The 23081-nt window shown below is 60.2% G+C and carries 15 protein-coding genes and 1 other RNA gene; 5 read left to right on the forward strand and 11 right to left on the reverse strand.

What is annotated here, in order from left to right:
• Nucleotides 1-2: 2 nt before the first annotated feature.
• From ACP3TY_RS16055 to dnaX, 5 genes are all read right to left on the reverse strand, one after another.
• Nucleotides 3-1151, reverse strand: a complete 1149-nt coding sequence (locus ACP3TY_RS16055; protein WP_426617973.1) for an acyl-CoA dehydrogenase family protein — start codon at nt 1149-1151, stop codon at nt 3-5.
• Between the two features lie 154 nt (nt 1152-1305).
• Nucleotides 1306-1908: a recombination mediator RecR gene (gene recR, locus ACP3TY_RS16060; RefSeq protein ID WP_008088815.1), complete on the reverse strand. Its 603-nt coding sequence runs from the start codon at nt 1906-1908 to the stop codon at nt 1306-1308.
• A 66-nt stretch (nt 1909-1974) separates the two neighbouring features.
• On the reverse strand, nt 1975-3009 hold the full coding sequence (locus ACP3TY_RS16065; protein ID WP_426617974.1) for an NADP-dependent oxidoreductase: 1035 nt from the start codon (nt 3007-3009) through the stop codon (nt 1975-1977).
• A gap of 283 nt (nt 3010-3292) precedes the next feature.
• Nucleotides 3293-3631, reverse strand: coding sequence for a YbaB/EbfC family nucleoid-associated protein (locus ACP3TY_RS16070; RefSeq protein ID WP_053118768.1), 339 nt, complete (start codon nt 3629-3631; stop codon nt 3293-3295).
• Nucleotides 3632-3698: 67 nt separating this feature from the next.
• On the reverse strand, nt 3699-5804 hold the full coding sequence (gene dnaX / locus ACP3TY_RS16075; protein ID WP_426617975.1) for a DNA polymerase III subunit gamma/tau: 2106 nt from the start codon (nt 5802-5804) through the stop codon (nt 3699-3701).
• 145 nt (nt 5805-5949) lie between these two features.
• Between dnaX and ACP3TY_RS16080 the strand changes: the two genes are divergently transcribed.
• Nucleotides 5950-6699, forward strand: a complete 750-nt coding sequence (locus ACP3TY_RS16080) for a substrate-binding periplasmic protein (RefSeq protein WP_426617976.1) — start codon at nt 5950-5952, stop codon at nt 6697-6699.
• 212 nt (nt 6700-6911) lie between these two features.
• On the opposite strand, the gene ffs is transcribed toward ACP3TY_RS16080, so the two are convergent.
• From ffs to ACP3TY_RS16110, 6 genes are all read right to left on the reverse strand, one after another.
• Nucleotides 6912-7008: signal recognition particle sRNA small type (gene ffs / locus ACP3TY_RS16085), an RNA gene on the reverse strand.
• A gap of 134 nt (nt 7009-7142) precedes the next feature.
• Nucleotides 7143-8306, reverse strand: a complete 1164-nt coding sequence (locus ACP3TY_RS16090) for a zinc-binding metallopeptidase family protein (RefSeq protein WP_212544352.1) — start codon at nt 8304-8306, stop codon at nt 7143-7145.
• A 456-nt stretch (nt 8307-8762) separates the two neighbouring features.
• Nucleotides 8763-11120, reverse strand: a complete 2358-nt coding sequence (gene ligA / locus ACP3TY_RS16095) for an NAD-dependent DNA ligase LigA (protein ID WP_426617977.1) — start codon at nt 11118-11120, stop codon at nt 8763-8765.
• A 145-nt stretch (nt 11121-11265) separates the two neighbouring features.
• On the reverse strand, nt 11266-12129 hold the full coding sequence (gene zipA, locus ACP3TY_RS16100) for a cell division protein ZipA (protein ID WP_212544350.1): 864 nt from the start codon (nt 12127-12129) through the stop codon (nt 11266-11268).
• Between the two features lie 260 nt (nt 12130-12389).
• Nucleotides 12390-15878 carry a chromosome segregation protein SMC gene (gene smc / locus ACP3TY_RS16105; RefSeq protein WP_426617978.1) on the reverse strand — a complete coding sequence of 1163 codons (3489 nt, stop codon included), beginning with the start codon at nt 15876-15878 and terminating at the stop codon, nt 12390-12392.
• Nucleotides 15879-15880: 2 nt separating this feature from the next.
• Nucleotides 15881-16540: a GntR family transcriptional regulator gene (locus ACP3TY_RS16110; RefSeq protein WP_053118751.1), complete on the reverse strand. Its 660-nt coding sequence runs from the start codon at nt 16538-16540 to the stop codon at nt 15881-15883.
• A 290-nt stretch (nt 16541-16830) separates the two neighbouring features.
• On the opposite strand from ACP3TY_RS16110, the gene xdhA reads away from it, so the two are divergent.
• The 4 genes from xdhA to guaD all read left to right on the forward strand — a co-directional run bounded on the left by xdhA (nt 16831) and on the right by guaD (nt 22973).
• The gene (gene xdhA / locus ACP3TY_RS16115; protein ID WP_426617979.1) at nt 16831-18285 is read left to right on the forward strand and encodes a xanthine dehydrogenase small subunit; all 1455 of its coding nucleotides are present in this window, start codon (nt 16831-16833) and stop codon (nt 18283-18285) included.
• Nucleotides 18278-20671: a xanthine dehydrogenase molybdopterin binding subunit gene (xdhB, locus tag ACP3TY_RS16120; RefSeq protein ID WP_426617980.1), complete on the forward strand. Its 2394-nt coding sequence runs from the start codon at nt 18278-18280 to the stop codon at nt 20669-20671. Before xdhA ends, xdhB begins: the two co-directional genes overlap by 8 nt.
• 126 nt (nt 20672-20797) lie before the next feature.
• Nucleotides 20798-21655 (forward strand): xanthine dehydrogenase accessory protein XdhC, encoded by an 858-nt coding sequence (gene xdhC / locus ACP3TY_RS16125; RefSeq protein ID WP_426617981.1) that lies wholly within the window; start codon nt 20798-20800, stop codon nt 21653-21655.
• 13 nt (nt 21656-21668) lie between these two features.
• Entirely contained in the window at nt 21669-22973 is a 1305-nt protein-coding gene (gene guaD / locus ACP3TY_RS16130; protein ID WP_159813696.1) for a guanine deaminase, read from the forward strand.
• The last annotated feature ends 108 nt before the right edge of the window (nt 22974-23081 follow it).

The raw sequence follows: 23081 nt of genomic DNA on the forward strand, positions 1-23081 counted from the left end.
CTTTAAAGCCCCATCTGCTTGCTGATAATCTCGTTCATCACTTCCCGCGTCCCGCCGCCAATCGACAAGATGCGGTTATCCCGATACAGCCGCTCCACCAGACTCTCGCGCATATACCCCAGCCCACCAAGAATCTGCACCGCCTCCGTGGTAATCCGATCCGAGGTGTCCGTGGCAAAGTTCTTCGCCATGGAAATCTCTTTGATCACACTCTGCCCCGCCGCCATTTTCGCCGCTTGCCGGTAAGTGAATTCGCGTGACACTTCCAGCGCTGTGGCCATCTCGGCCAGTCGATGTTTGATCACCTGAAACTTGCCAATCGGTTTGCCAAAGGCTTCCCGCTCGCGCGCCCACTTCAGGCTTTCCTCCAGTGCAAGCTGCGAAGTCATGTTGGCCATCAGCGCCAAGGCCAGGCGTTCGCTCTGAAAATTGCCCATGATGCAGGCGAAGCCCATGTTCTCGGCGCCGATCAGATTTCCTACAGGCACACGGCAATCGTCGAAGAACAATTCAGCCGTGTCCGACGCCCACCAGCCCATTTTCTTCAACTGACGGCCCACGGTGAAACCGGGTGTGCCCTTCTCGATCATCAACAGGCTGATGCCACCGAAGCCTGGCGCACCGGTGCGTACCGCGACGGTGTAGAAATCCGCGCGCACGCCACTGGTAATGAAGGTTTTGCTGCCGCTGACCCGATAGACGTCGCCATCACGCACGGCGCGGGTTTGCAGGTTGGCGACGTCAGAGCCGCCACCGGGCTCGGTAACTGCCAAGGCGCTGATCTTTTCGCCGCTGAGCACTTGTGGCACGACGCGATCTCGCACTTCAGGGCGAGCCCATTTGACGATGGGCGGCAGACCGATATCCAGCGAGCCAAGCCCCGCTACCAGGCCACCAGAGCCGCAGCGCATCAGCTCTTCACTGGCGGCGACCTTGGCGAAGAGATCGCCTTCATGGCTGCCACCGAGCGCTTCCGGGTAGCCGATGCCGAGGATGCCGGCGGCACCAGCCTTCAGGTACAGCTCACAGGGGAAGCTTTCGGCTTCTTCCCACTGGTCAATGTCCGGCAGGATTTCGCGTTCGACGAAACGTCTGACGCTGTCGCGGACTAATTGATGGCTTGGGTCGAAGTATTCCTGAAAGGCAGGCATGGGCGAGCTCCACGGAAGGGTTCGCCGAACTTAACCGAGCGCTTGCTTGGTTTACAAGATACAGAAGAGCAAAAGATCGCAGCCTGCGGCAGCTCCTACATTGGAATGCGTTTCCCTGTAGGAGCTGCCGCAGGCTGCGATCTTTTGATTTTTATCAGAGGGAAATCGGTTTCCGCCCGGCAAACGAATGCGCCAGCGTGCCGCCATCCACCAGTTCCAGTTCGCCACCCAACGGCACACCGTGAGCAATCCGCGAAGCGATCAGGCCTTTGTTCTGCAACAACTGCGCGATGTAATGCGCTGTGGCTTCACCCTCAACCGTAGGATTGGTCGCAAGGATCACTTCAGCAAACGTCCCCGCCTCTTCAATCCGCGCCATCAGTTGCGGAATACCGATCGCCTCAGGCCCGAGACCGTCCAGCGGCGACAAATGCCCCTTGAGCACAAAGTAGCGGCCACGGAAGCCCGTTTGCTCGACCGCATAGACATCCATCGGCCCTTCGACCACACACAACAACGTGTCATCGCGGCGGGTGTCGGCGCATTGCGGGCACAGATCGTCTTCGGTCAGCGTGCGGCATTGGCGGCAGTGACCGACCCCTTCCATGGCTTGGCTCAAGGCCTGAGCCAGACGCAGACCGCCGCTGCGATCACGCTCGAGCATCTGCAACGCCATGCGCTGGGCGGTTTTCTGACCCACGCCGGGCAAGGTGCGCAGGGCGTCGATCAGTTGGCGAATCAAAGGGCTGAAGCTCATGGGTAAAAAGTCCGACAAAACAACGAGACGCGGTTTATACCCGCGCCTCTGGCCAGCGTCAAATACTCAGTCCTGAGCGACCCGCACCACCAGTTTGCCGAAGTTACGCCCCTCCAGCAGACCGATAAACGCTTCCGGCGCCTGCTCCAGGCCATCGACCACGTCTTCGCGGAATTTCACCTTGCCATCGCGCACCCACGGCACCATCGCGCTGATGAATTCCGGCTGACGATCGCCGTAGTCATCAAACACGATGAAACCCTGAATGCGTACGCGTTTGGTCAGCAACGTACGCTGCAGCATCGGCAGACGATCCGGGCCTTTCGGGGCTTCAGAGGCGTTGTAACCGGCGATCAGGCCGCACAGCGGGATGCGCGCTTTAGGGTTGAGCAACGGCACGACCGCGTCGAATACGTGGCCGCCGACGTTTTCGTAATAGATGTCGATGCCATTCGGGCACGCCTTGGCCAGTTGCTCGGCGAAGTCGTCAGCCTTGTGATCGATGCAGGCGTCGAAGCCCAATTCCTCGACCACGTATTTGCACTTCTCGGCACCACCGGCGACACCGACCGCGCGCAGGCCTTTGATCTTCGCCACTTGCCCGACCACCGAACCGACAGCACCGGACGCGGCAGCGACGACGAGGGTCTCGCCTTCTTTCGGCTGACCGATGTCCATCAGGCCCATGTACGCGGTCATGCCGGGCATGCCCAGCACACCGAGGGCCATCGACGGGCTCGGCAACCCGGACGGGATCGGGATGATGTCGCGGCCATCGCTGATGCTGTGGCTTTGCCAGCCTGTGGCACCGACCACCAGATCACCTTTATGAAACTTCCGATGACGCGAGTCTTCGACGCGACTGACAGCGCCACCGGTCATCACCTCGCCGATTTCGACGGGCGCGGCGTAGGACGGTGCGTCACTCATGCGACCGCGCATGTAGGGGTCGAGGGACAGGTAGAGGGTTTTCAGCAGTATCTGGCCGTCCTGCAGATCGGGCAGCGCTTCGCGTTCGAGGCGGAAGTTTTCCGGGGTCGGCGCGCCAACCGGACGCGAGGCAAGGACGAAGCGTTGATTGAGGGTAAGAGGGTCGGACATGTCAGCGTCTCCTGTGAATGATGAATTCAGCGGGTATAGGGAGCAGACCGTTGAGGCGGTGGGGTGTTCGATGTTTCTTCAGGTGGACTGAGTCGACTTCTTCGCGAGCAAGCCCGCTCCCACATTCGACCGCATTTCTCCAGATGGAATGCAATCACCTGTGGGAGCGGGCTTGCTCGCGAAGGCGTCCGCATGACCAACACAGCTCTCCACCCGCCAGAAACAAAAATGCCAGGCGCAATGCCTGGCATTTTGTGTAGCTCATCTGCCGCCGATTGGCGAATCAGAATGGCAGTTTCATACCCGCAGGCAGGTTCATGCCGGCGGTCATGCCGCCCATTTTTTCCTGGCTGCTGGCTTCGATCTTGCGCACGGCGTCGTTGACGGCGGCGGCGACCAGGTCTTCGATCACTTCACGGTCGTCTTCGTCCAGACCCGGCAGCAGGGTCGGGTCGATGCTGACGCGCTTGAGGTCGTGACGACCGGTCATCACCACGGTGACCATATCGCCGCCGGCCTTACCGGTGACTTCGGCGTTGGCCAGTTCTTCCTGCATCTTGGCCATTTTTTCCTGCATCTGCTGCGCCTGCTTCATCAGGCCGGCCATGCCACCTTTCATCATGGGAATCACCTCAAAAGTACTTGGATCAAAACAGCGCCCGGCCATGGAGGCCGGCCACCTTCAGTTATTAGCCTTGGGCGACCAAGGCGTCGACAGGTTCAATAGTATCGTGTCGCACCACCGCGCCAAACTGCTGAACCATCTGCTGGATGAACGGATCGCCATGAATCGACTCCTCCGCTTCGCGCTGACGGTTGGCCCGGCGACGGGAGGCGGCCTGAGCCGGGGTCTCCTGCTCGGGTTTGATCAGCTCGATGGTCAGCGTCAGCGTGCGACCGTGGAACTGGTTCAACGCATCGTTCAGACGTCGCTGCTGCGTGGCGTTGAACAGCGCACTGTGCGCCGGATCGAGGTGCATCAGCCAATGATCGCCATCAACCGCGATCAACGTACAGTTGGCGGCGATGCTGCCGGTCATGCCGGAGATCGGCAGTTTCGGGAACAGCTCAAGCCATTGCAAGGCCAGACCGGTGGCTGGCGCCGCTGCGGGCTCAGGTTCGGGTTCCGGCTCTGGGTCGGCGGCGTGTTCGCTGGCCAGTTCGTCGAGGTAGCTGTACGCCGAGTCCATGTCCGGCTCGATGTAATCCTCGTCCAGCGGCGGCTCGTCGTCCATGTCGGTGCCCGGGGTAGCGGCATCGACGTCGGCGACTGACGGCTCTGGAATCGGCGCGGCGGCCCACTCCGGCGCGTCAGGGACGACGCTGTCCGGGGTCGGCAACGGCATCGGCGGCAACTCGGGTTGCTCGGCAGCGGTTTCCAGCATGGGCTCGACGGCAGGTTGCTGAGCTGGCTCGGGTTCTGGCTCAGCCTCGGCTTCTACCGGATCGTTCCACGGCAGATCGACAACGGCTTCGGCGACGACGGGCGTTGGCTCTGGCTCTGGCTCTGGCTCGGCAACTGGAGCAACAGGAGCAACCGGCGCAGGCTCTGGAGCTGGCGCAGGTGCTGTTACAGGAGCCGGCGTCGGGGCAACAGCCGCAGCAACCACCGGCGCAGGTTTAGGCGCGGCAGCCACTGAATTTGCGGAATCAACTGTGGCCTGGCTGATCCCCACTGGCTTTAGCGGTTGCCTCGGGGCGTCCGCCGTATCAGCCGGCCGGAAGGCCAGCATCCGCAGCAGCACCATTTCGAAACCGCCGCGCGGATCCGGCGCCAGCGGCAAATCGCGGCGGCCGATCAGGCCCATCTGGTAATAGAACTGCACATCTTCGGCCGGCAAGGCTTGCGCCAGCGCCAACACGCGATCGCGATCGCCATGGCCGTTGTCGACGCCTTCCGGCAGCGCTTGAGCGATAGCGACGCGGTGCAGCACGTTGAGAATTTCCGAGAGCACGCCGTTCCAGTCAGGGCCCTGCTCGGCCAGGTGGCGCACCGCTTCAAGCAATGCCTTGGCATCGCCTTCAATTAACGAATGCAGAACGTCGAAGACCTGACCGTGATCCAGCGTGCCGAGCATCGCCCGCACGTCGGTGGCGAGTACCTTGCCTTCACCGAAAGCAATGGCCTGATCGGTCAGGCTCATGGCGTCACGCATCGAACCGTCAGCGGCGCGACCGAGCAGCCACAGTGCATCGTCTTCGAACGGCACGCTTTCGGCGGTCAGCACGTGGGTCAAATGCTCGACCACGCGCTCCGGCGTCATGTTCTTCAGCGAGAACTGAAGGCAGCGCGACAAAATCGTTGCCGGAAGTTTCTGCGGGTCGGTGGTCGCCAGGATGAACTTGACGTACGGCGGCGGCTCTTCGAGGGTTTTCAGCAGCGCATTGAAGGAATGGCTGGAGAGCATGTGCACTTCGTCGATCAGGTAGACCTTGAAGCGCCCACGGCTCGGCGCGTACTGCACGTTGTCGAGCAACTCGCGGGTGTCTTCGACCTTGGTGCGGCTCGCGGCGTCGATCTCGATCAGGTCGACAAAGCGGCCTTCGTCGATTTCACGGCACACCGAGCACTCGCCGCACGGGCTGGAAGTGATACCTGTCTCACAGTTCAGGCATTTGGCAATGATCCGCGCAATCGTGGTTTTACCCACCCCGCGAGTACCGGTAAACAGGTACGCGTGGTGCAGCCGCTGGCTGTCCAAGGCATTGATCAGAGCTTTGAGCACATGGGTCTGGCCGACCATTTCGCGGAACGAGCGCGGACGCCATTTACGTGCAAGAACCTGATAACTCATCGAAAACCGTCGCAGCGAAGGAAGCAGAAGCGGCTAATGCTAGCGGAGCAAGGGCAAAATTGCATCCGATGTCCTCGTCTAATGTGGCTAAGCTCCATCAGCAGAGGCTTTTATCGGCTCAGGACAGGGAATTACCGGAGCGTTTATGCGTTGGGCCGTGGGGGCACTGCTGGGATTCAGCCTGAGCGTGGCGGCCGCAGAGCCACCGCTGCGCTTTGCCATGCCCGACAGTTGGGCGATGCCGATGGTGCAATACGAACGCGGCCGCCCGACCCAGGGCATCCTCTACGACATCATGCTCAGCCTCGCCACCCAGGTCGGCGCGCCGGCCGAGTTTCACGTGCTGCCGCGCGCCCGGGTGCAGAGCGCCATGGAGCACGGCGAGATTGATGTGCGCTGCTATGCCGCGCAATCGTGGCTGCCGAATCAGTCGGGGGATTACATCTGGAGTCTGCCGCTGTTGTTTCAGCGTGATCTGTTGGTCAGTCGCAAGGATCAGCCTGCCAACGTCGACCCTCCCAGCCTGCCCCGGCAATCCATCGGCACCGTGCTTGGTTACATCTACCCTACCCTGCAACCACTGTTCGATACCGATCGCTTGCACCGCGAAGATGCGCGCAATCAGGAGCAGGTGTTGGAGAAGTTACTGGCCGGGCGTTATCGCTATGCGGTGAGCAATCAGTGGACGCTGGACTGGTTCAATCAGCGCCTGACGCCGGAGCAGCAATTGCAAGCGGTGGCGGTGTTGCAAGAGCAGAAGGTCGGTTGTTATGTAAGGAACGACCCGAAGGTGCCGGTGCAACGGATCTTGCGCACGTTGTTGCGGATGAAAATGTCGGGGGAGATTGATGAGATTATCCGGCTTTACACCGGCCAGTCCGACAACACCCCATAACTGTGTAGGAGCAAGGCTTACCCGCGAAGGCGGTGTGTCAGTGAAAAAATGTAAACCTGACACACCGTCTTCGCGGGCAAGCCTTGCTCCTACAGGATCTTTGTCAGCAGGGGATTTGTTTCGTTTTGGAAAATCGCAGACACAAAAAAACCGCAGTGGGTGAAACCCATGCAGTTCTGGTTGAAGCGTTCGATTGTTCGTTAAGGTGGCGACCCCACCAGCCACACCCCGGCACACAATGTTCCCGCTGTGGCTGCTGCCTTCCGGCTCTGACCAGGTTCACGGGTAATCGTTGCGGGGGGACCGATGGGGTCACCATAACGACGCTTGCCTGTCGGCGAGCCGCGCCATTGTACCTATCTGAGACGAAGTTACAACCGTTGGTTTCAGATTAAAAACATGAACAAGGTCAAGGACATAAAGATCGCAGCCTGCGGCAGCTCCTACAGGGCCAGTACCTCGTCCGCTTTGCCGCCCGCCTGCTGGATCACCAGATGAATAAAGTGCAGCTTGGCAATCGCAGCCGCCGGCAGCACGAACGGGTAAAAATCCGGCTGGCCCATGCTGCGTGACAATTCATTGAGCATGCCGGCCAACTCGATCCACGCATTAACAAACGCCAGGAACGCCTCGCCACCGGGATGCTGCGGGTCGTACAGCGTGCTGCTCGGAAACGGCTGGTAATCGAAATCCATTTCCCGCGCGCTCATGCCAAACCCCAGCGCCGTGTCCACCGCGTCCATCATGTGCAGGTAATGCGCCCATGTTTCCGCCCAGTCTTCCCACGGGTGCATGGTCGCGTAGGCGCTGACATAGTGCTGAGGCCAGTCGAGGGGCGCGCCTTGTTGGTAATGACGATCGAGCGCCTCGGCGTAACTGGCGCGCTCGTCGCCGAACAGGTTACGGAATGAATCGAGCCACGGGCCGTTGGCGATCAGCCGATCCCAATAGTAGTGCCCGACCTCATGCCGAAAATGCCCGAGCAGCGTGCGATACGGTTCATGCATCTGCGCCCTCACCCGCTCGCGGTGGGCGTCGTCGGCTTCTTTGATGTCGAGGGTGATCAGGCCGTTCGCGTGGCCGGTCATCGGCGCGTTGCCTTCGAGGTCGACGCCGATGAAATCGAAAGCGAGGCCGCTGTCTTCATCCACGGTTTTCGGGATGACCTGCAAGCCAAGAGTGATCAGTTGCGCGACGAGGCGGCGCTTGGCGATTTCAACCTTGCGCCAGCGCTCGGGATTTTCCGGATCGGACAGGTCGGGGATGGTGCGATTGAGGCTGCAAGCGACGCACAAAGCATCGTCGACGTTGGCCGGCAGCAGCCAGTTGCACGCGGCGGGCGTGTCGAGGTTGGCGCAGCGGCGAAACAGGCCTGCGTCGGGATCAGCATCCAGCGTCCACGTGCCGTTCTCCACACCGGGCGACAGGGAGGTGATGCGGCTTTCTTCCGGCTGGTAGCCGAGCAAGGCATTGCAGGCCAGGCACTGGCTGTTGCGAAAGAACAACGACTGGCCGCAGCGGCACGGCCAGACTTTGCTGTTGCGCGAAGATTCGCCCATGAACGGCGCGATGATGCGAGAACTCAGTTGCTCGAAAAAACGGTGCATGGCGATCTCTCTCTGGGGCTTGCAGAGACTAGATCATTCTGGCGCGATGATCGTTCCCACGCTCTGCGTGGGAATGCATCCAGTGACGCTCTGCGTCACAGCGGACGCGGAGCGTCCGGGGCGGCATTCCCACGCGGGAGCGTGGGAACGATCAAGTGCAACCAAGTGATAGCACCATTGTGGCGAGGGGATTTATCCCCGCTGGGTTGCGAAGCGACCCCAAATCCATACGACGCTGTTAATCAGGTGTACCGCGTTGTCTGGTTTTGCGACGACTGCGTCGCCGAACGGGGATAAATCCCCTCGCCACAGGGTTTTGTGTCAGACCTGAAGGCCATGGGCTTTGTGTCAGACCTAAAGGCCATGGGTTTTGTGTCAGACCTGAAGCCCATGGGTTTTGTGTCATACCTGAAGGCCATGGGTTTTGTGTCAGACCTGAAGGCCATGGATTTTGTGTCAGACCTGAAGGCCATGGGTTTTGAGGAATGCGATGAAGGTTTCTTCGTCCATCACTTTTACGCCCAGCTCATTGGCTTTGGTCAGTTTCGATCCGGCACCGGGGCCTGCAACAACGCAATGAGTTTTCGCCGAGACCGAACCGGCAACCTTCGCCCCCAGGCTTTCGAGGTGATCTTTAGCCACATCCCGGCTCATCAACTCGACCTTACCCGTCAGCACCCAGGTCTCGCCGGACAACGGCAAGCCTTCGACGACTTTCTTCTCGCTCTGCCAGTGCATGCCGAAATCACGCAGTTGCTTCTCAGAAGCCTCAGCCAGTTGTCGATTCTCCGCGACCGCAAAAAACTCGCGCACCGAATTCGCCTGTTTCTCCGGCAACGCCTGACGCATGTCCAGCCAGTCGGCGTTCATCACCGCTTCCAGCGAACCAAACTTGTCCGCCAGTTTCTGCGCGCCACCCGGGCCGACCGAAGGAATGTGCAGCTTGTCGAGGAAACCGCCAAGCGTGGTGCTGGCCGCGAATTCTGCGCCCAACTCGCCCTGATCCTGAATCTGCAAGCCATGGCCCAGCAATTCGGTGATCACCTGCTGGTTATGCGCATCTTCAAAGAAGCTGTGAATCTCGTGCGCCACTTCCAGACCGACATCCGGCAAATACGTCAGCACTTGCGGCAACGCCTGCTGCACGCGCTCCAGCGAACCCAGCGAGCGCGCCAGCACCTTGGCGGTCTCCTCGCCGACATCGGGAATGCCCAGCGCATAGATGAAACGCGCCAGCCCCGGCTTCTTGCTGTCTTCGATGGCCGCCAACAGCTTGTTACTGGAGACCTCGGCAAAACCTTCAAGATCGACGATGTCGTCGAACTTCAGCGCATACAAATCGGCCGGTGAACTGACCAAGCCCTCATCGACCAACTGCTCGACGCTCTTGTCGCCCAAGCCTTCGATGTCCATCGCCCGACGCGAGACGAAGTGGATGATCGCCTGCTTCAGTTGCGCGCCACAGGCCAGTCGACCCACGCAGCGATACACCGCGCCTTCGCTGACGGTTTCCTTGCCCTTGCTGCGCTTGATCAGTTGCGTGCGCTCAACGTGCGAGCCGCACACCGGGCAGCTCTCGGGAATCGCCACTGGGCGGGCGTTGTCCGGACGACGCTCCAGCACCACTTGCACCACTTGCGGAATCACGTCACCGGCACGGCGAATGATCACGGTGTCGCCGATCATCAGGCCCAGACGCGCGACTTCGTCCATGTTGTGCAGCGTGGCATTGGCCACGGTGACGCCAGCCACCTTGACCGGTTTCAATCGTGCGACCGGCGTAACAGCGCCAGTGCGACCGACCTGAAATTCCACATCAAGCAGCTCGGTGAGTTCTTCCATCGCCGGGAATTTATGCGCGATCGCCCAGCGCGGTTCGCGGGCGCGGAAGCCCAGTTCGCGCTGATCGGCAATGCTGTTGACCTTGAACACCACGCCGTCGATTTCATAGGTCAGCGCGTTACGGCGTGCGCCGATGTCGCGGTAGTAATCCAGGCATTCGTCGATGCCTTTTGCCAGTTTCAGCTCATGGCTGATCGGCATGCCCCACTTCTGCAATTGCTTGAGGTTGCCGATGTGGGTGTCGGAAATGTCGTGGGAGACCTGGCCGATGCCGTAGCAGCAGAATTCCAGCGGACGGTTGGCGGTGATCTTCGAATCCAGCTGACGCAAGCTGCCGGCGGCGGCGTTGCGCGGGTTGGCGAAGGTCTTGCCGCCGACTTCCAGTTGCGAGGCGTTGAGGCGCTCGAAACCGGCCTTGGACATGAACACTTCGCCGCGCACTTCGAGGGTCGCCGGCCAGCCTTCGCCGTGCAGCTTCAGCGGAATGTTGCGCACGGTGCGCACATTGACGCTGATGTCTTCGCCGGTGGTGCCGTCGCCGCGTGTGGCGCCGCGTACCAGCACGCCGTCCTGATACAGCAGGCTGACCGCCAGGCCATCGAGTTTCGGTTCGCAGCTGTATTCCACCGCCGCGCCGCCGCCGAACAAATCGCCGGCAGGGATATCAAGACCTTCGGTGACGCGACGATCGAACTCGCGCATGTCGCTTTCTTCGAAGGCGTTGCCGAGGCTGAGCATCGGTACTTCGTGACGCACCTGAGTGAACGCGGTGAGCGCCACGCTGCCGACGCGCTGGGTCGGCGAGTCGCTGGTGATCAGTTCCGGATTGGCCGCTTCCAGCGCCTTGAGCTCGTGGAACAACCGGTCGTACTCGGCGTCCGGAATGCTCGGCTCGTCGAGGACGTGGTAACGGTAGTTGTGCTGATCGAGTTCAGCGCGCAGCTCGAGAATGCGGTTTTTGGCGGCGGTCATGGGTGTTCTCTCATAAAGCAAAAGAGCAGCCGAGGCTGCTCCAGTTTCATCCTTAAAAGATCGCAGCCTCGTTGCACTCGACAGCTCCTACAGGATCGCGATCCTCTGTAGGAGCTGCCGAAGGCTGCGATCTTTTGATCTGGCCTTAGCGCTTCTGGGTCAATGCGCGGCGTTCGAATTCAACGATGCGCTGACGGTAGTGCTCGATCGTCTGCGCGGTCAGCACGCTGCGCTGGTCATCTTTCAGCTCGCCGTTGAGTTCCTGCGACAGCTTGCGGGCTGCGGCCACCATCACGTCGAAGGCTTGCTTTGGATGACGCGGGCCTGGCAGGCCGAGGAAGAAGCTCACCGCCGGGGTGCTGAAATGGTCGATGTCGTCCAGATCAAAAATGCCCGGTTTGACCGCGTTGGCCATCGAGAACAGCACTTCACCGTTGCCGGCCATGCTTTCGTGACGGTGGAAAATATCCATTTCGCCAAAACGCAGACCGCTTTCCAGAATGTTCTGCAACAGCGCCGGGCCTTTGAAGCCGGCGGCGTCGCGGCAGATCACGCTGATCACCAAAACTTCTTCAGCTTGCGGCTGATCTTTTTCGACCACGGCCGGTGCAGGCTTGCTGTCGTCGGCGAAATCATCGTCACGGCTGCTGAAGCTCGGGCCGTCATCCAGATCCAGATCGAGGTTCAAGTCGCCCTGCGCCGAACCTTTGCCGCCACGTTTGCCACGTTTGTTGCCGGAATCGCGAGGCTCGCGTGCTTCGCGGGCCGGCATGCTCACCGACGGCAAATCGTGTTCGTCCAGCTGCGGCTCTTTATGCGTGTCCAGCACGCGGGCCGGGCCCAACAGCTCAGCGCTGGTGTCCTCGTCCGGCAGGTTGGACAGACTTCGGTCAAGACGGAACTTCAGTTTTCCCTTGCCGCCGCGCATACGGCGCCAGCCATCGAAAAGAATACCGGCTATCACTATGATGCCGATGACGATCAGCCACTCGCGCAGACCGATTTCCATGTAATCCCGTGCCTCTATAAAAAATGCTGAAAAATAAGGGGTTTACACTGTGCAAACCGCTTTAAAACGTGGCGCCAACTCTATGTTCTGACAGGCGTTTTGCCCACGTATACGAAAATTTGACATTAAACTAGCACGACCAAAGGCAACTTTACACCGTCTGTCGAAATCGCTGCGCAAATTGTGAGCTCGCTTCGCTCAGGCTTCGAGCCGTAAGCTTCTAGCTTGTAGCTCAAAGCTTGTCGCTCAAAGCTGCGCCGCTAGGCGTCCACCATCGCCATTGCCTCTTCGACATCCACGGCCACCAGTCGCGAACAACCCGGTTCATGCATCGTTACGCCCATCAACTGCTCGGCCATTTCCATGGCGATTTTGTTGTGGGTGATATAGATGAACTGCACGGTCTGCGACATCTCTTTGACCAAGCGTGCGTAGCGTCCAACGTTAGCGTCATCCAGCGGCGCGTCAACCTCATCGAGCATGCAGAACGGCGCCGGGTTCAACTTGAAGATCGCAAAAACCAGTGCCAATGCGGTCAGGGCTTTTTCCCCGCCGGAGAGCAAATGGATGGTGCTGTTCTTCTTCCCTGGCGGCTGCGCCATGATCGTTACCCCTGTATCGAGTAGATCTTCGCCCGTCAGTTCCAAATACGCGCGCCCGCCACCGAAAACTTTTGGGAAAAGCGCCTGTAAACCGCCATTGATCTGATCAAAGGTATCTTTGAAGCGGTTACGGGTTTCCTTGTCGATCTTGCGGATAACGTTTTCCAGCGTCTCCAGTGCTTCGACTAGATCGGCGTCCTGCGCATCCAGATAGCGCTTACGCTCAGACTGCTGCGTGTATTCGTCGATGGCCGCGAGGTTGATCGCGCCCAGGCGTTGAATCCGCGCATTGATGCGTTCGAGTTCTTCTTCGGCTTCGCGTTCACTGGCTTGGGCGGTTAATGTCGCGAGCACGCCGTTGAGATCGTAGCCGTCTTCGAGCAATTGATCCTGCAAGGCCTTGCGGCGCACGGTCAGGGCTTGCCATTCCATGCGCTGCTGTTCGAGTTGGCCGCGAATCAACTGCGATTGTTGTTCAGCCTGAGTCCGGCGTTTTTCCGCGTCGCGCAATTCGCGGTCGGCGTCTTCCAGGGCGATCTGCGCAGTCTTGAGTTCTTCGTCGACGGTCATGCGCTTGTCGAGCAGCTCTTCGAGTTTCAGGCGCAGCTCTTCCAGCGGCGCCTCGCCCTCCTCCAGGTTCAGACTCAACTGTTCGCGTTTTTCAGTCAGGCGCTCGGACTGCATTTCCAGACGCTCCAGCGCCTGACGCGTGGAGTCATGCTGCGCGCGCAACGAGCCGAGCCGCACGGCCAATTGATGCGCATGATCCTTGTGCTGCCGCGCTTCCTGACGCACGCGATCGAGGCGTTCGCGCAGGCTGTCACGCTGGGCCAGCAACAACTCGCGTTGCTCGGTGTCCAGCGCCATGGCATCCAGCGCTTCCTGCAACTGCATGCGCGCTTCGCCGACTTGTTCGTGCTCAAGCTCACGCTGTTCGCCGAGTTCGATCAACTCTTCATCGAGACGGGTGCGACGCAGAGTCAGCTGTTCGGCCTTGGCTTTGCCGGCGGACAACTGAGCTTTCAGTTCGCCTTGCTGGCGCGCTTCGTCTTGCAGCAAACGACGCAAATGTTCGCGACCGTTTTCCTGCTGACGCTGTTGCGCACGCAGGGTTTGCAGACGGGTTTCCATGGCCTCGACGGTGGCTTCTTTCTCTTCGCGTTCGAGGTGCAGCGCTTCGATTTCCTGACCACGGGCGAGCATGCCGCTTTCCGCTTCGCTGGCACGTCGTACACGTAAAAAGTGTCGACCGACCCAGTAACCGTCGCGGCTGATCAAGCTCTCGCCAGCACTCAACTGCCCGCGTAAAGCCAACGCCTGCTCGAGGCTGTCGACCGGTTTGACCTGACCGAGCCACGGCGACAGATCGATCTGCGCATCGACTTTATCCAGCAAGCTGCCCGCTGCCCGCACGCCATCATTGCCGGGGCTGAGCAGGCGCAAATCGCCCTGAGTAAAACCGGACAAATCGAAGCCACCGAAGTCGTCGACCAGCACCGCTTGCAGATCGGCGCCGAGCACGGTTTCCACCGCCAATTCCCAACCGGCCTCGACCTTCAAACCTTCAGCCAGGCGCGGACGCTCGGCGAGGTTGTGCTCCTTCAGCCACTCGGCGGTGCCGGTGCCCGGATCGAGCGCGGCTTGCTGCAAGGCTTCAAGGGATGCGAGCCGACCATTGAGGCGCTGTAAATCGCCCTGCGCCTGCTGCTGCGCGGTCAGCGCTTGCTGCAATTCCTGACGCAGTTGTTCGAGTTTTTCGACCTGCGCTTCTTCGCTGGTCTGCAAATCTTCGAGGGTCGCTTCGGACTCGGCGAGCTGCTCGTTGAGCTCCATGATCGCCGCGTCTTCCGGGTCGGCCGAGAGCAACGCGCGCTCTTCGCCGAGACGCTTTTGTCGATCGGCGAGGCGCTCCATGCTGGTTTCCAGCTGCTGGATGCGCGACTGCTGCACCTCAGCCTGACGGCGCGGTTCGGCGGCAGTCAGGTTGAAAGCGTCCCACTGTTCCTGCCAGCCGTGCATGACGCTTTCGGAATCTTCCAGCGCCGCAGCGGCTTCTTCGGCGGCCGCGCTGGTGACTTCTTGCTCGGGGGTGAGCATGTCCAGCTCTTCGCCGAGGGTCAGCAGCAGTGTGCGATCGTGGCCCAGATGCGATTCGGTTTCGAGGCGGGCGCGCTCGGCTTCTTTCAGATCGTCTTGCAACTGCCGCAGACGTTGCTGGCCGTGCTGGATGCTCTGTTCGACCCGGGCGATGTCACCGCCGACCGAATAGAAGCGCCCTTGCACCAGATTGAAGCGCTCGGACAGATCATGGTGACCGTCGCGCAGGCGCTCGATGGCCGCGTCGGCATTACGCTGCTCAGCGACCAAGGCTTCGAAACTGATTTCCTGAGTGCCGATGATCGACTCGCGCTGACCGACCTGATCATTCAGATCCTGCCAGCGCAGGGCCGACAGTTGCGCCTTGAGCTGACGCTCCTCGGCTTTGAATTCTTGGTACTTCTTCGCCGCTTCGGCCTGACGGTGCAGGCGTTCGAGTTGACGCTCGAGCTCATCGCGCAAGTCAGTCAGACGCGCGAGGTTTTCGTGGGTGCGGCGGATGCGGTTTTCGGTCTCGCGACGGCGCTCTTTATATTTCGAGATGCCCGCGGCTTCTTCAATAAAGTTACGCAGGTCTTCGGGCTTGGATTCGATCAGCTTGGAGATCATCCCCTGCTCGATGATCGAGTAGCTGCGCGGGCCGAGACCGGTGCCGAGGAAGATATCGGTGATGTCGCGACGACGGCATTTGGTGCCGTTGAGGTAATAGGTGGTCTGGCTGTCGCGGGTGACTTTGCGGCGAATGGAAATTTCCGCGTAGGCCGCGTATTCGCCCAGCAGCGTGCCGTCGGAGTTGTCGAAAACCAGCTCGATACTGGCCTGACTCACCGGTTTGCGGCTGGTCGAGCCGTTGAAGATGACATCGGTCATCGACTCGCCACGCAGGTTTTTCGCTGAACTTTCGCCCATCACCCAGCGAACGGCGTCGATGATGTTCGACTTGCCGCAACCGTTCGGCCCGACGACCGCCGCCATGTTACTGGGGAAGTTCACCGTGGTCGGGTCGACGAAGGATTTGAATCCCGCCAGTTTGATGCACTTGAGCCGCACGCTTAAGCGCCCGTCAAGGCAGCAACCACCAGATCGCAGCTGCGCTGGCCGTAAGCCGTGAGCACGATGCGGATCTGCGGCAAATCACGGGCAAGCACGGCGGCCAGCAGGCGTTCGAACAGTTCGAGGAACTCGCTCATTTCCGCCTTGCGCTGTTCGAGGGCGAGGAAGTAGGCGCGGCTCATCGCCGGCTGCAGGTTCTCGACCGTTTCTTGCAGGTAAGGATTGTTGGCGAACGGATAGGCGGCGCGCATCACGCTGAAGCTGTCATCGACAAAGCTGCGGATGTCCTGGCGCTCGTAGCTGGCGGTCAGGCGCTGCTGGATCTGCACGAACGGCGCCATGTCCGACTGGACTTGCCAGCCATTGGCCACCGAGTTGCCGAGCAGGATGTACAGCTCGCTCATCAGCGTGCACAGGCTCTGCACCTTATGCGGCGTCATTTCGGTGACGTGCGCACCACGGCGCGGCAGGATCGCGATCAGGTGGCGGCGTTCAAGGATCAGCAAGGCTTCACGAACGGAGCCGCGGCTGACATTGAGGGCCAGCGTGACCTTTTGTTCCTGGATGCGCTCTCCCGGCTTCATTTCGCCACGAATGATGCGTTCGGCGAGGTGGTGAGCGATTTGCTCGGCGAGGCTGTCCGGCGCCTTGAACGTCATGGTTGTCCTTCAAACTCTATCGATCTGCACAAGCGGCGCAGTGTAGCGCAAATGCGGGCTCATGGCGGAGTGCCCACTCAGCGGTTTTTGGCACGATTCCCGCAGTTTTCTTTAGAAAACCAAACAAAAAACCAGGCTGACCAATGAAGGTCAATACTGAATAGACACGTTGTTGATCGACGAAATGGATTTTCCTGACCTTTAAGTCAGAAAACCATTGACCGAAAAGTCAGACCTGCTAAATTCGGCTCAAGTCGGTTAACAACAATAATGAGTCTGCGAGGCCTTCCGTGATCCAGTTTTTACTTAACCAGGAACTCCGTAGCGAGCACGCCCTGGACCCGAATCTGACCGTGCTCAACTACCTGCGTGAACACGTTGGTAAATCCGGCACTAAAGAAGGTTGCGCCAGCGGTGACTGCGGCGCCTGCACCGTAGTGGTCGGCGAGTTGCAAACGGATGACGATGGCCGCGAACACATTCGCTATCGCAGCCTCAACTCGTGCCTGACCTTTGTCTCGTCGCTGCATGGCAAACAATTGATCAGCGTCGAAGACCTCAAGCACAAAGGTGAACTGCACAGCGTGCAGAAAGCCATGGTCGAGTGCCACGGCTCGCAGTGCGGTTTCTGCACCCCCGGTTTCGTCATGTCGCTGTTCGCCCTGCAAAAGAACAGCGATGCACCCGATCACGCCAAAGCCCACGAAGCACTGGCCGGCAACCTCTGCCGTTGCACTGGCTACCGGCCGATTCTGGCGGCTGCCGAGCAATCCTGCTGCGGCAAGCAACCGGATCAGTTCGATGCCCGCGAAGCGGAGACCATTGCTCGTCTGAAAGCTATCGCTCCGACCGATATCGGCGAACTGAACAGTGGCGACAAGCGCTGCCTGGTGCCGCTGACCGTCGCCGATCTGGCCGACCTTTATGACGCTTATCCCCAAGCACGTCTGCTGGCTGGCGGTACCGATCTGGCGCTGGAAGTCACCCAGTTCCACCGCACCCTGCCGGTGATGATCTACGTCGGTAACGTCGCGGAAATGAAGCGCATCGAAACCTTCGATGACCGCATCGAAATCGGCGCCGCCACTGCCCTCTCCGACTGCTACGAAGCGTTGAACGCCGAGTACCCGGACTTCGGCGAACTGCTGCACCGCTTCGCTTCCCTGCAAATCCGCAATCAGGGCACCCTCGGCGGCAACATCGGCAACGCCTCGCCGATCGGTGACTCGCCACCACTGCTGATCGCTCTCGGCGCGCAGGTTGTGCTGTGCAAAGGTGAAACCCGCCGCACCCTGAACCTCGACGATTACTTCATCGATTACAAAGTCACTGCCCGTCAGGAAAGTGAGTTCATCGAGAAGATCATCGTGCCGCGCGCCACGGCCGAGCAGTTGTTCCGCGCCTACAAAGTCTCCAAGCGCCTGGACGATGACATCTCCGCCGTCTGCGCAGCGTTCAACCTGCGCGTGGAAAACGGCGTGATCACCGATGCGCGTATGGCGTTCGGCGGCATGGCCGCGATCCCGAAACGCGCGGCCCACTGTGAAGCTGCGCTGATCGGTGCGCCGTTCAACAACGCTGTGGTCGAACGGGCCTGCGCCGCACTGGCGGAGGATTTCACGCCGCTCTCGGACTTCCGCGCCAGCAAGGAATATCGCCTGCTCAGTGCGCAAAACCTGCTGCGTAAATACTTCATCGAACTGCAAACACCGCACATCGAGACTCGGGTGACCGCTTATGTCTAACCATCACGGCGTAGAGAAAACTCAAGCTGAACTGGCTGAATTGTTCGCCAAGGATCTGACCTCCGGTGTCGGCCGCAGCGTCAAGCACGACAGCGCCGCCAAACACGTGTCCGGTGAAGCGCAGTACATCGATGACCGTCTGGAATTTCCCAACCAGTTGCACTTGTATGCACGCATGTCGGATCGCGCCCACGCGAAAATCATCAGCATCGACACTTCGCCGTGCTACGCCTTCGAAGGCGTGCGCATCGCCATCACCCACGAAGACGTGCCGGGCCTGAAAGACATCGGCCCGTTGATGCCGGGCGATCCGTTGCTGGCCATCGATGACGTGCAGTTCGTTGGTCAACCGGTGCTCGCCGTTGCGGCGAAAGATCTGGAAACCGCGCGCAAAGCGGCGATGGCCGCGATCATCGAATACGAAGACCTCGAACCTGTGCTCGACGTGGTTGAGGCCCTGCGCAAACGCCACTTCGTGCTCGACAGCCACACCCACCAGCGCGGCGACTCAGCCTCTGCGCTGGCAACCGCTGAACACCGCATTCAAGGCACGCTGCACATCGGCGGTCAGGAACACTTCTACCTGGAGACGCAAATCTCCTCGGTGATGCCGACCGAAGACGGCGGCATGATCGTTTACTGCTCGACGCAGAACCCGACCGAAGTACAGAAACTGGTCGCCGAAGTGCTCGACGTGTCGATGAACAAAATCGTCGTCGACATGCGCCGCATGGGCGGTGGTTTCGGTGGCAAGGAAACTCAGGCCGCCAGCCCGGCGTGCCTGTGCGCGGTGGTTGCGCATCTCACCGGTCAGCCGACCAAGATGCGCCTGCCGCGCGTTGAAGACATGCTGATGACCGGCAAGCGTCACCCGTTCTACGTCGAATACGACGTTGGCTTCGACAGCACCGGGCGCCTGCACGGGATCAACATGGACCTGGCCGGCAACTGCGGCTGCTCGCCGGACTTGTCCGCGTCGATCGTTGACCGTGCGATGTTCCACTCGGACAACTCGTACTACCTCGGCGACGCGACCATCAACGGTCATCGCTGCAAGACCAACACCGCGTCGAACACTGCTTACCGTGGTTTCGGTGGCCCGCAAGGGATGGTCGCGATCGAAGAAGTGATGGACGCGATTGCCCGTCACTTGAACGTCGATCCGCTGTCGGTGCGCAAGGCCAACTACTACGGCAAGACCGAGCGCAACGTCACCCATTACTACCAGACCGTCGAGCACAACATGCTCGAGGAAATGACCGCCGAACTGGAAGAAAGCAGTCAGTACTACGAGCGTCGCGAAGCGATTCGTCGCTACAACGCCAACAGCCCGATCCTGAAAAAAGGCCTGGCGCTGACCCCGGTGAAATTCGGTATTTCCTTTACCGCGAGCTTCTTGAACCAGGCCGGCGCGCTGATCCACATCTACACCGACGGCAGCATCCACCTGAACCATGGCGGCACAGAAATGGGCCAAGGCCTGAACACCAAAGTCGCGCAGGTCGTGGCCGAAGTGTTCCAGGTGGAAATCGACCGTGTGCAGATCACCGCGACCAACACCGACAAAGTGCCGAACACCTCGCCGACCGCCGCCTCCAGCGGCGCTGACCTGAACGGTAAAGCGGCGCAGAACGCGGCAGAAATCATCAAGAAACGTCTGGTCGAATTCGCTGCGCATCACTTCAAAGTCACTGAAGAAGACGTTGAATTCCACAACGGCCATGTGCGGGTGCGTGATCACATTCTGACTTTTGAAGCGCTGATCCAGCAGGCGTATTTCAATCAGGTGTCGCTGTCGAGCACCGGCTTCTACAAGACCCCGAAAATCTACTACGACCGCAGCCAGGCGCGCGGCCGTCCGTTCTACTACTTCGCCTTCGGCGCGGCATGCTGCGAAGTGATCGTCGACACCCTGACCGGCGAGTACAAGATGCTGCGTACCGACATTCTTCACGACGTCGGCGCTTCCCTGAACCCGTCCATCGACATCGGTCAGGTTGAGGGTGGCTTCATCCAGGGCATGGGCTGGCTGACCATGGAAGAGCTGGTCTGGAACAACAAAGGCAAGCTGATGACCAACGGCCCGGCCAGCTACAAGATCCCGGCGGTGGCGGACATGCCGCTCGACCTGCGCGTGAAACTGGTGGAAAACCGCAAGAACCCGGAAGACACGGTGTTCCATTCCAAGGCTGTCGGTGAACCGCCGTTCATGCTCGGGATTGCGTCGTGGTGTGCGATCAAGGATGCGGTGGCGAGCCTCGGGGATTACAAGCATCAGCCGCAGATTGATGCGCCGGCGACGCCGGAGCGGGTGTTGTGGGGTTGTGAGCAGATGCGGCAGTTGAAGGCGGTGAAGGCCGTCGAAGCTGAGACCGAGGTTGTTTGATGATCGTTCCCACGCTCTGCGTGGGAATGCAGCCCGCGACGCTCTGCGTCGCATCCTGAACAGCGGACGCGGAGCGTCCAGTGATGCATTCCCACGCAGAGCGTGGGAACGATCTGAGAGGTGTGTATGTACAACTGGATCGACGCCCTCGCCGACCTGCAGAACCAGGGCGAGCCCTGTGTGCTGGTGACGATCATCGAAGAACTCGGCTCGACGCCACGCAACGCCGGCTCGAAAATGGTCATCAGCGCCAACCAGAGCTTCGACACCATCGGTGGCGGGCATCTGGAATACAAAGCCATGCAGATCGCCCGCGACATGCTCGCCAGCGGTAAGCAGGACACCCATCTGGAGCGCTTCAGCCTCGGCGCCAGCCTCGGCCAGTGCTGCGGCGGCGCCACCGTGTTGCTGTTCGAACCGATGGGCCAGGTACAGGCGCAAATCGCCGTGTTCGGTGCCGGCCACGTCGGCCGCGCTTTGGTGCCGCTGCTCGCCAGCCTGCCCTGCCGGGTGCGCTGGATCGATTCGCGCGATGCCGAATTCCCCGAACACATCCCCCACGGCGTGCGTAAAATCGTGTCCGAAGAGCCTGTGGATGAAATCGATGACCTGCCCGCCGGCAGTTATTGCATCGTCATGACCCACAACCATCAGCTCGACCTTGAACTCACTGCCGCGATCCTCAAACGCAACGACTTCGCCTACTTCGGCCTGATTGGCTCGAAGACCAAACGCGCGAAGTTCGAACACCGTCTGCGCGATCGCGGTTTCGACAGTAGCGTCGTGCAACGCATGCGCTGCCCGATGGGCATTGGCGAAGTCAAAGGCAAACTGCCTGTGGAAATCGCCATCTCCATCGCCGGCGAAATCATCGCCACCTATAACGCCAACTTCGGCCAGCAGACTGCCAGTGCCGAACCGATTGCCAAACTGCTGCCGGTTTCGCGGCGCAGTCAGGCCGCCAAACTCAAAGCCTCAAACTGATTAGAGAACCCTCATGCCTCTGACTCGCAAAGCCTACCGCGCCGCCATCCTGCACAGCATTGCCGACCCCGCCGAAGTCGGGATCGAAGCCTCCTACGAGTATTTCGAGGATGGCCTGCTGGTGGTCGATGGCGGCAAGATCAGCGCCCTTGGCCACGCCAGTGATTTGCTGCCGACCCTGCCGGCGGACATCGAAATCACCCAATATCAGGACGCCCTGATCACCCCGGGCTTCATCGACACGCACATTCACTTGCCACAAACCGGCATGGTCGGCGCCTACGGCGAGCAACTGCTCGACTGGCTGAACACCTACACCTTCCCGTGCGAAAGCCAGTTCGGCGACAAGGCGCATGCTGACGACGTCGCGGATATCTTCATCAAGGAACTGCTGCGCAACGGCACCACCACCGCGCTGGTGTTCGGTAGCGTGCACCCGCAGTCGGTGAACTCGTTCTTTGAAAAGGCCGAGCAGCTCGATCTGCGCATGATCGCCGGCAAGGTGATGATGGATCGTAACGCGCCGGATTATCTGACCGATACCGCCGAATCCAGCTACGTCGAAAGCAAGGCGCTGATCGAGCGCTGGCACGGCAAGGGTCGCTTGCACTACGCGGTGACCCCGCGTTTCGCACCGACCAGCACCCCGGAACAACTGACCCTCGCCGGGCAACTGCTGACTGAATACCCGGATCTGTACATGCAGACCCACATCAGCGAGAACCTCAAGGAAATCGAGTGGGTCAAGGAACTGTTTCCGGAGCGCAAGGGCTACCTCGACGTTTACGACCACTACAAATTGCTCGGCGAGCGCTCGGTGTTCGCCCACGGCGTGCACCTGTGCGACGACGAATGCGCGCGTCTGGCGGAAACCGGCTCGGCGATCTCGTTCTGCCCGACGTCGAACTTCTTCTTGGGTAGCGGCCTGTTCAATCTGCCGATGGCCGAGAAGCACAAACTCAACGTCGGTCTGGGCACTGACGTCGGCGGCGGCACCAGTTTTTCGCTGCTGCAAACGCTGAACGAAGCGTACAAAGTGATGCAGCTGCAAGGTGCGCGACTGAGCCCGTTCAAGTCGCTGTACTTGGCGACGCTGGGTGGCGCGCGGGCGCTGCGTCTGGAAGACAAGATCGGCAACCTGCAACCGGGTTCCGACGCTGACTTCCTGGTGCTGGACTACAACGCGACGCCGCTGCTGAGCTATCGCTTGAAGCAGGCCAACAACATTGCCGAGTCGTTGTTTGTGTTGATGACGCTGGGTGATGATCGTACGGTGCAGCAGACGTATGCGGCGGGTGCGCTGGTGCATCAGCGCTAATCCACCCTACTCCATGATCGTTCCCACGCTCTGCGTGGGAACGATCAGGCATAAAAAAATCCCCCGTTGGTGTTCACCCCGGGGGATTTTTATTGCCTGTCAGGACGA

Source organism: Pseudomonas rustica, assembly GCF_049959085.1.
Lineage (GTDB): Bacteria > Pseudomonadota > Gammaproteobacteria > Pseudomonadales > Pseudomonadaceae > Aquipseudomonas > Aquipseudomonas rustica.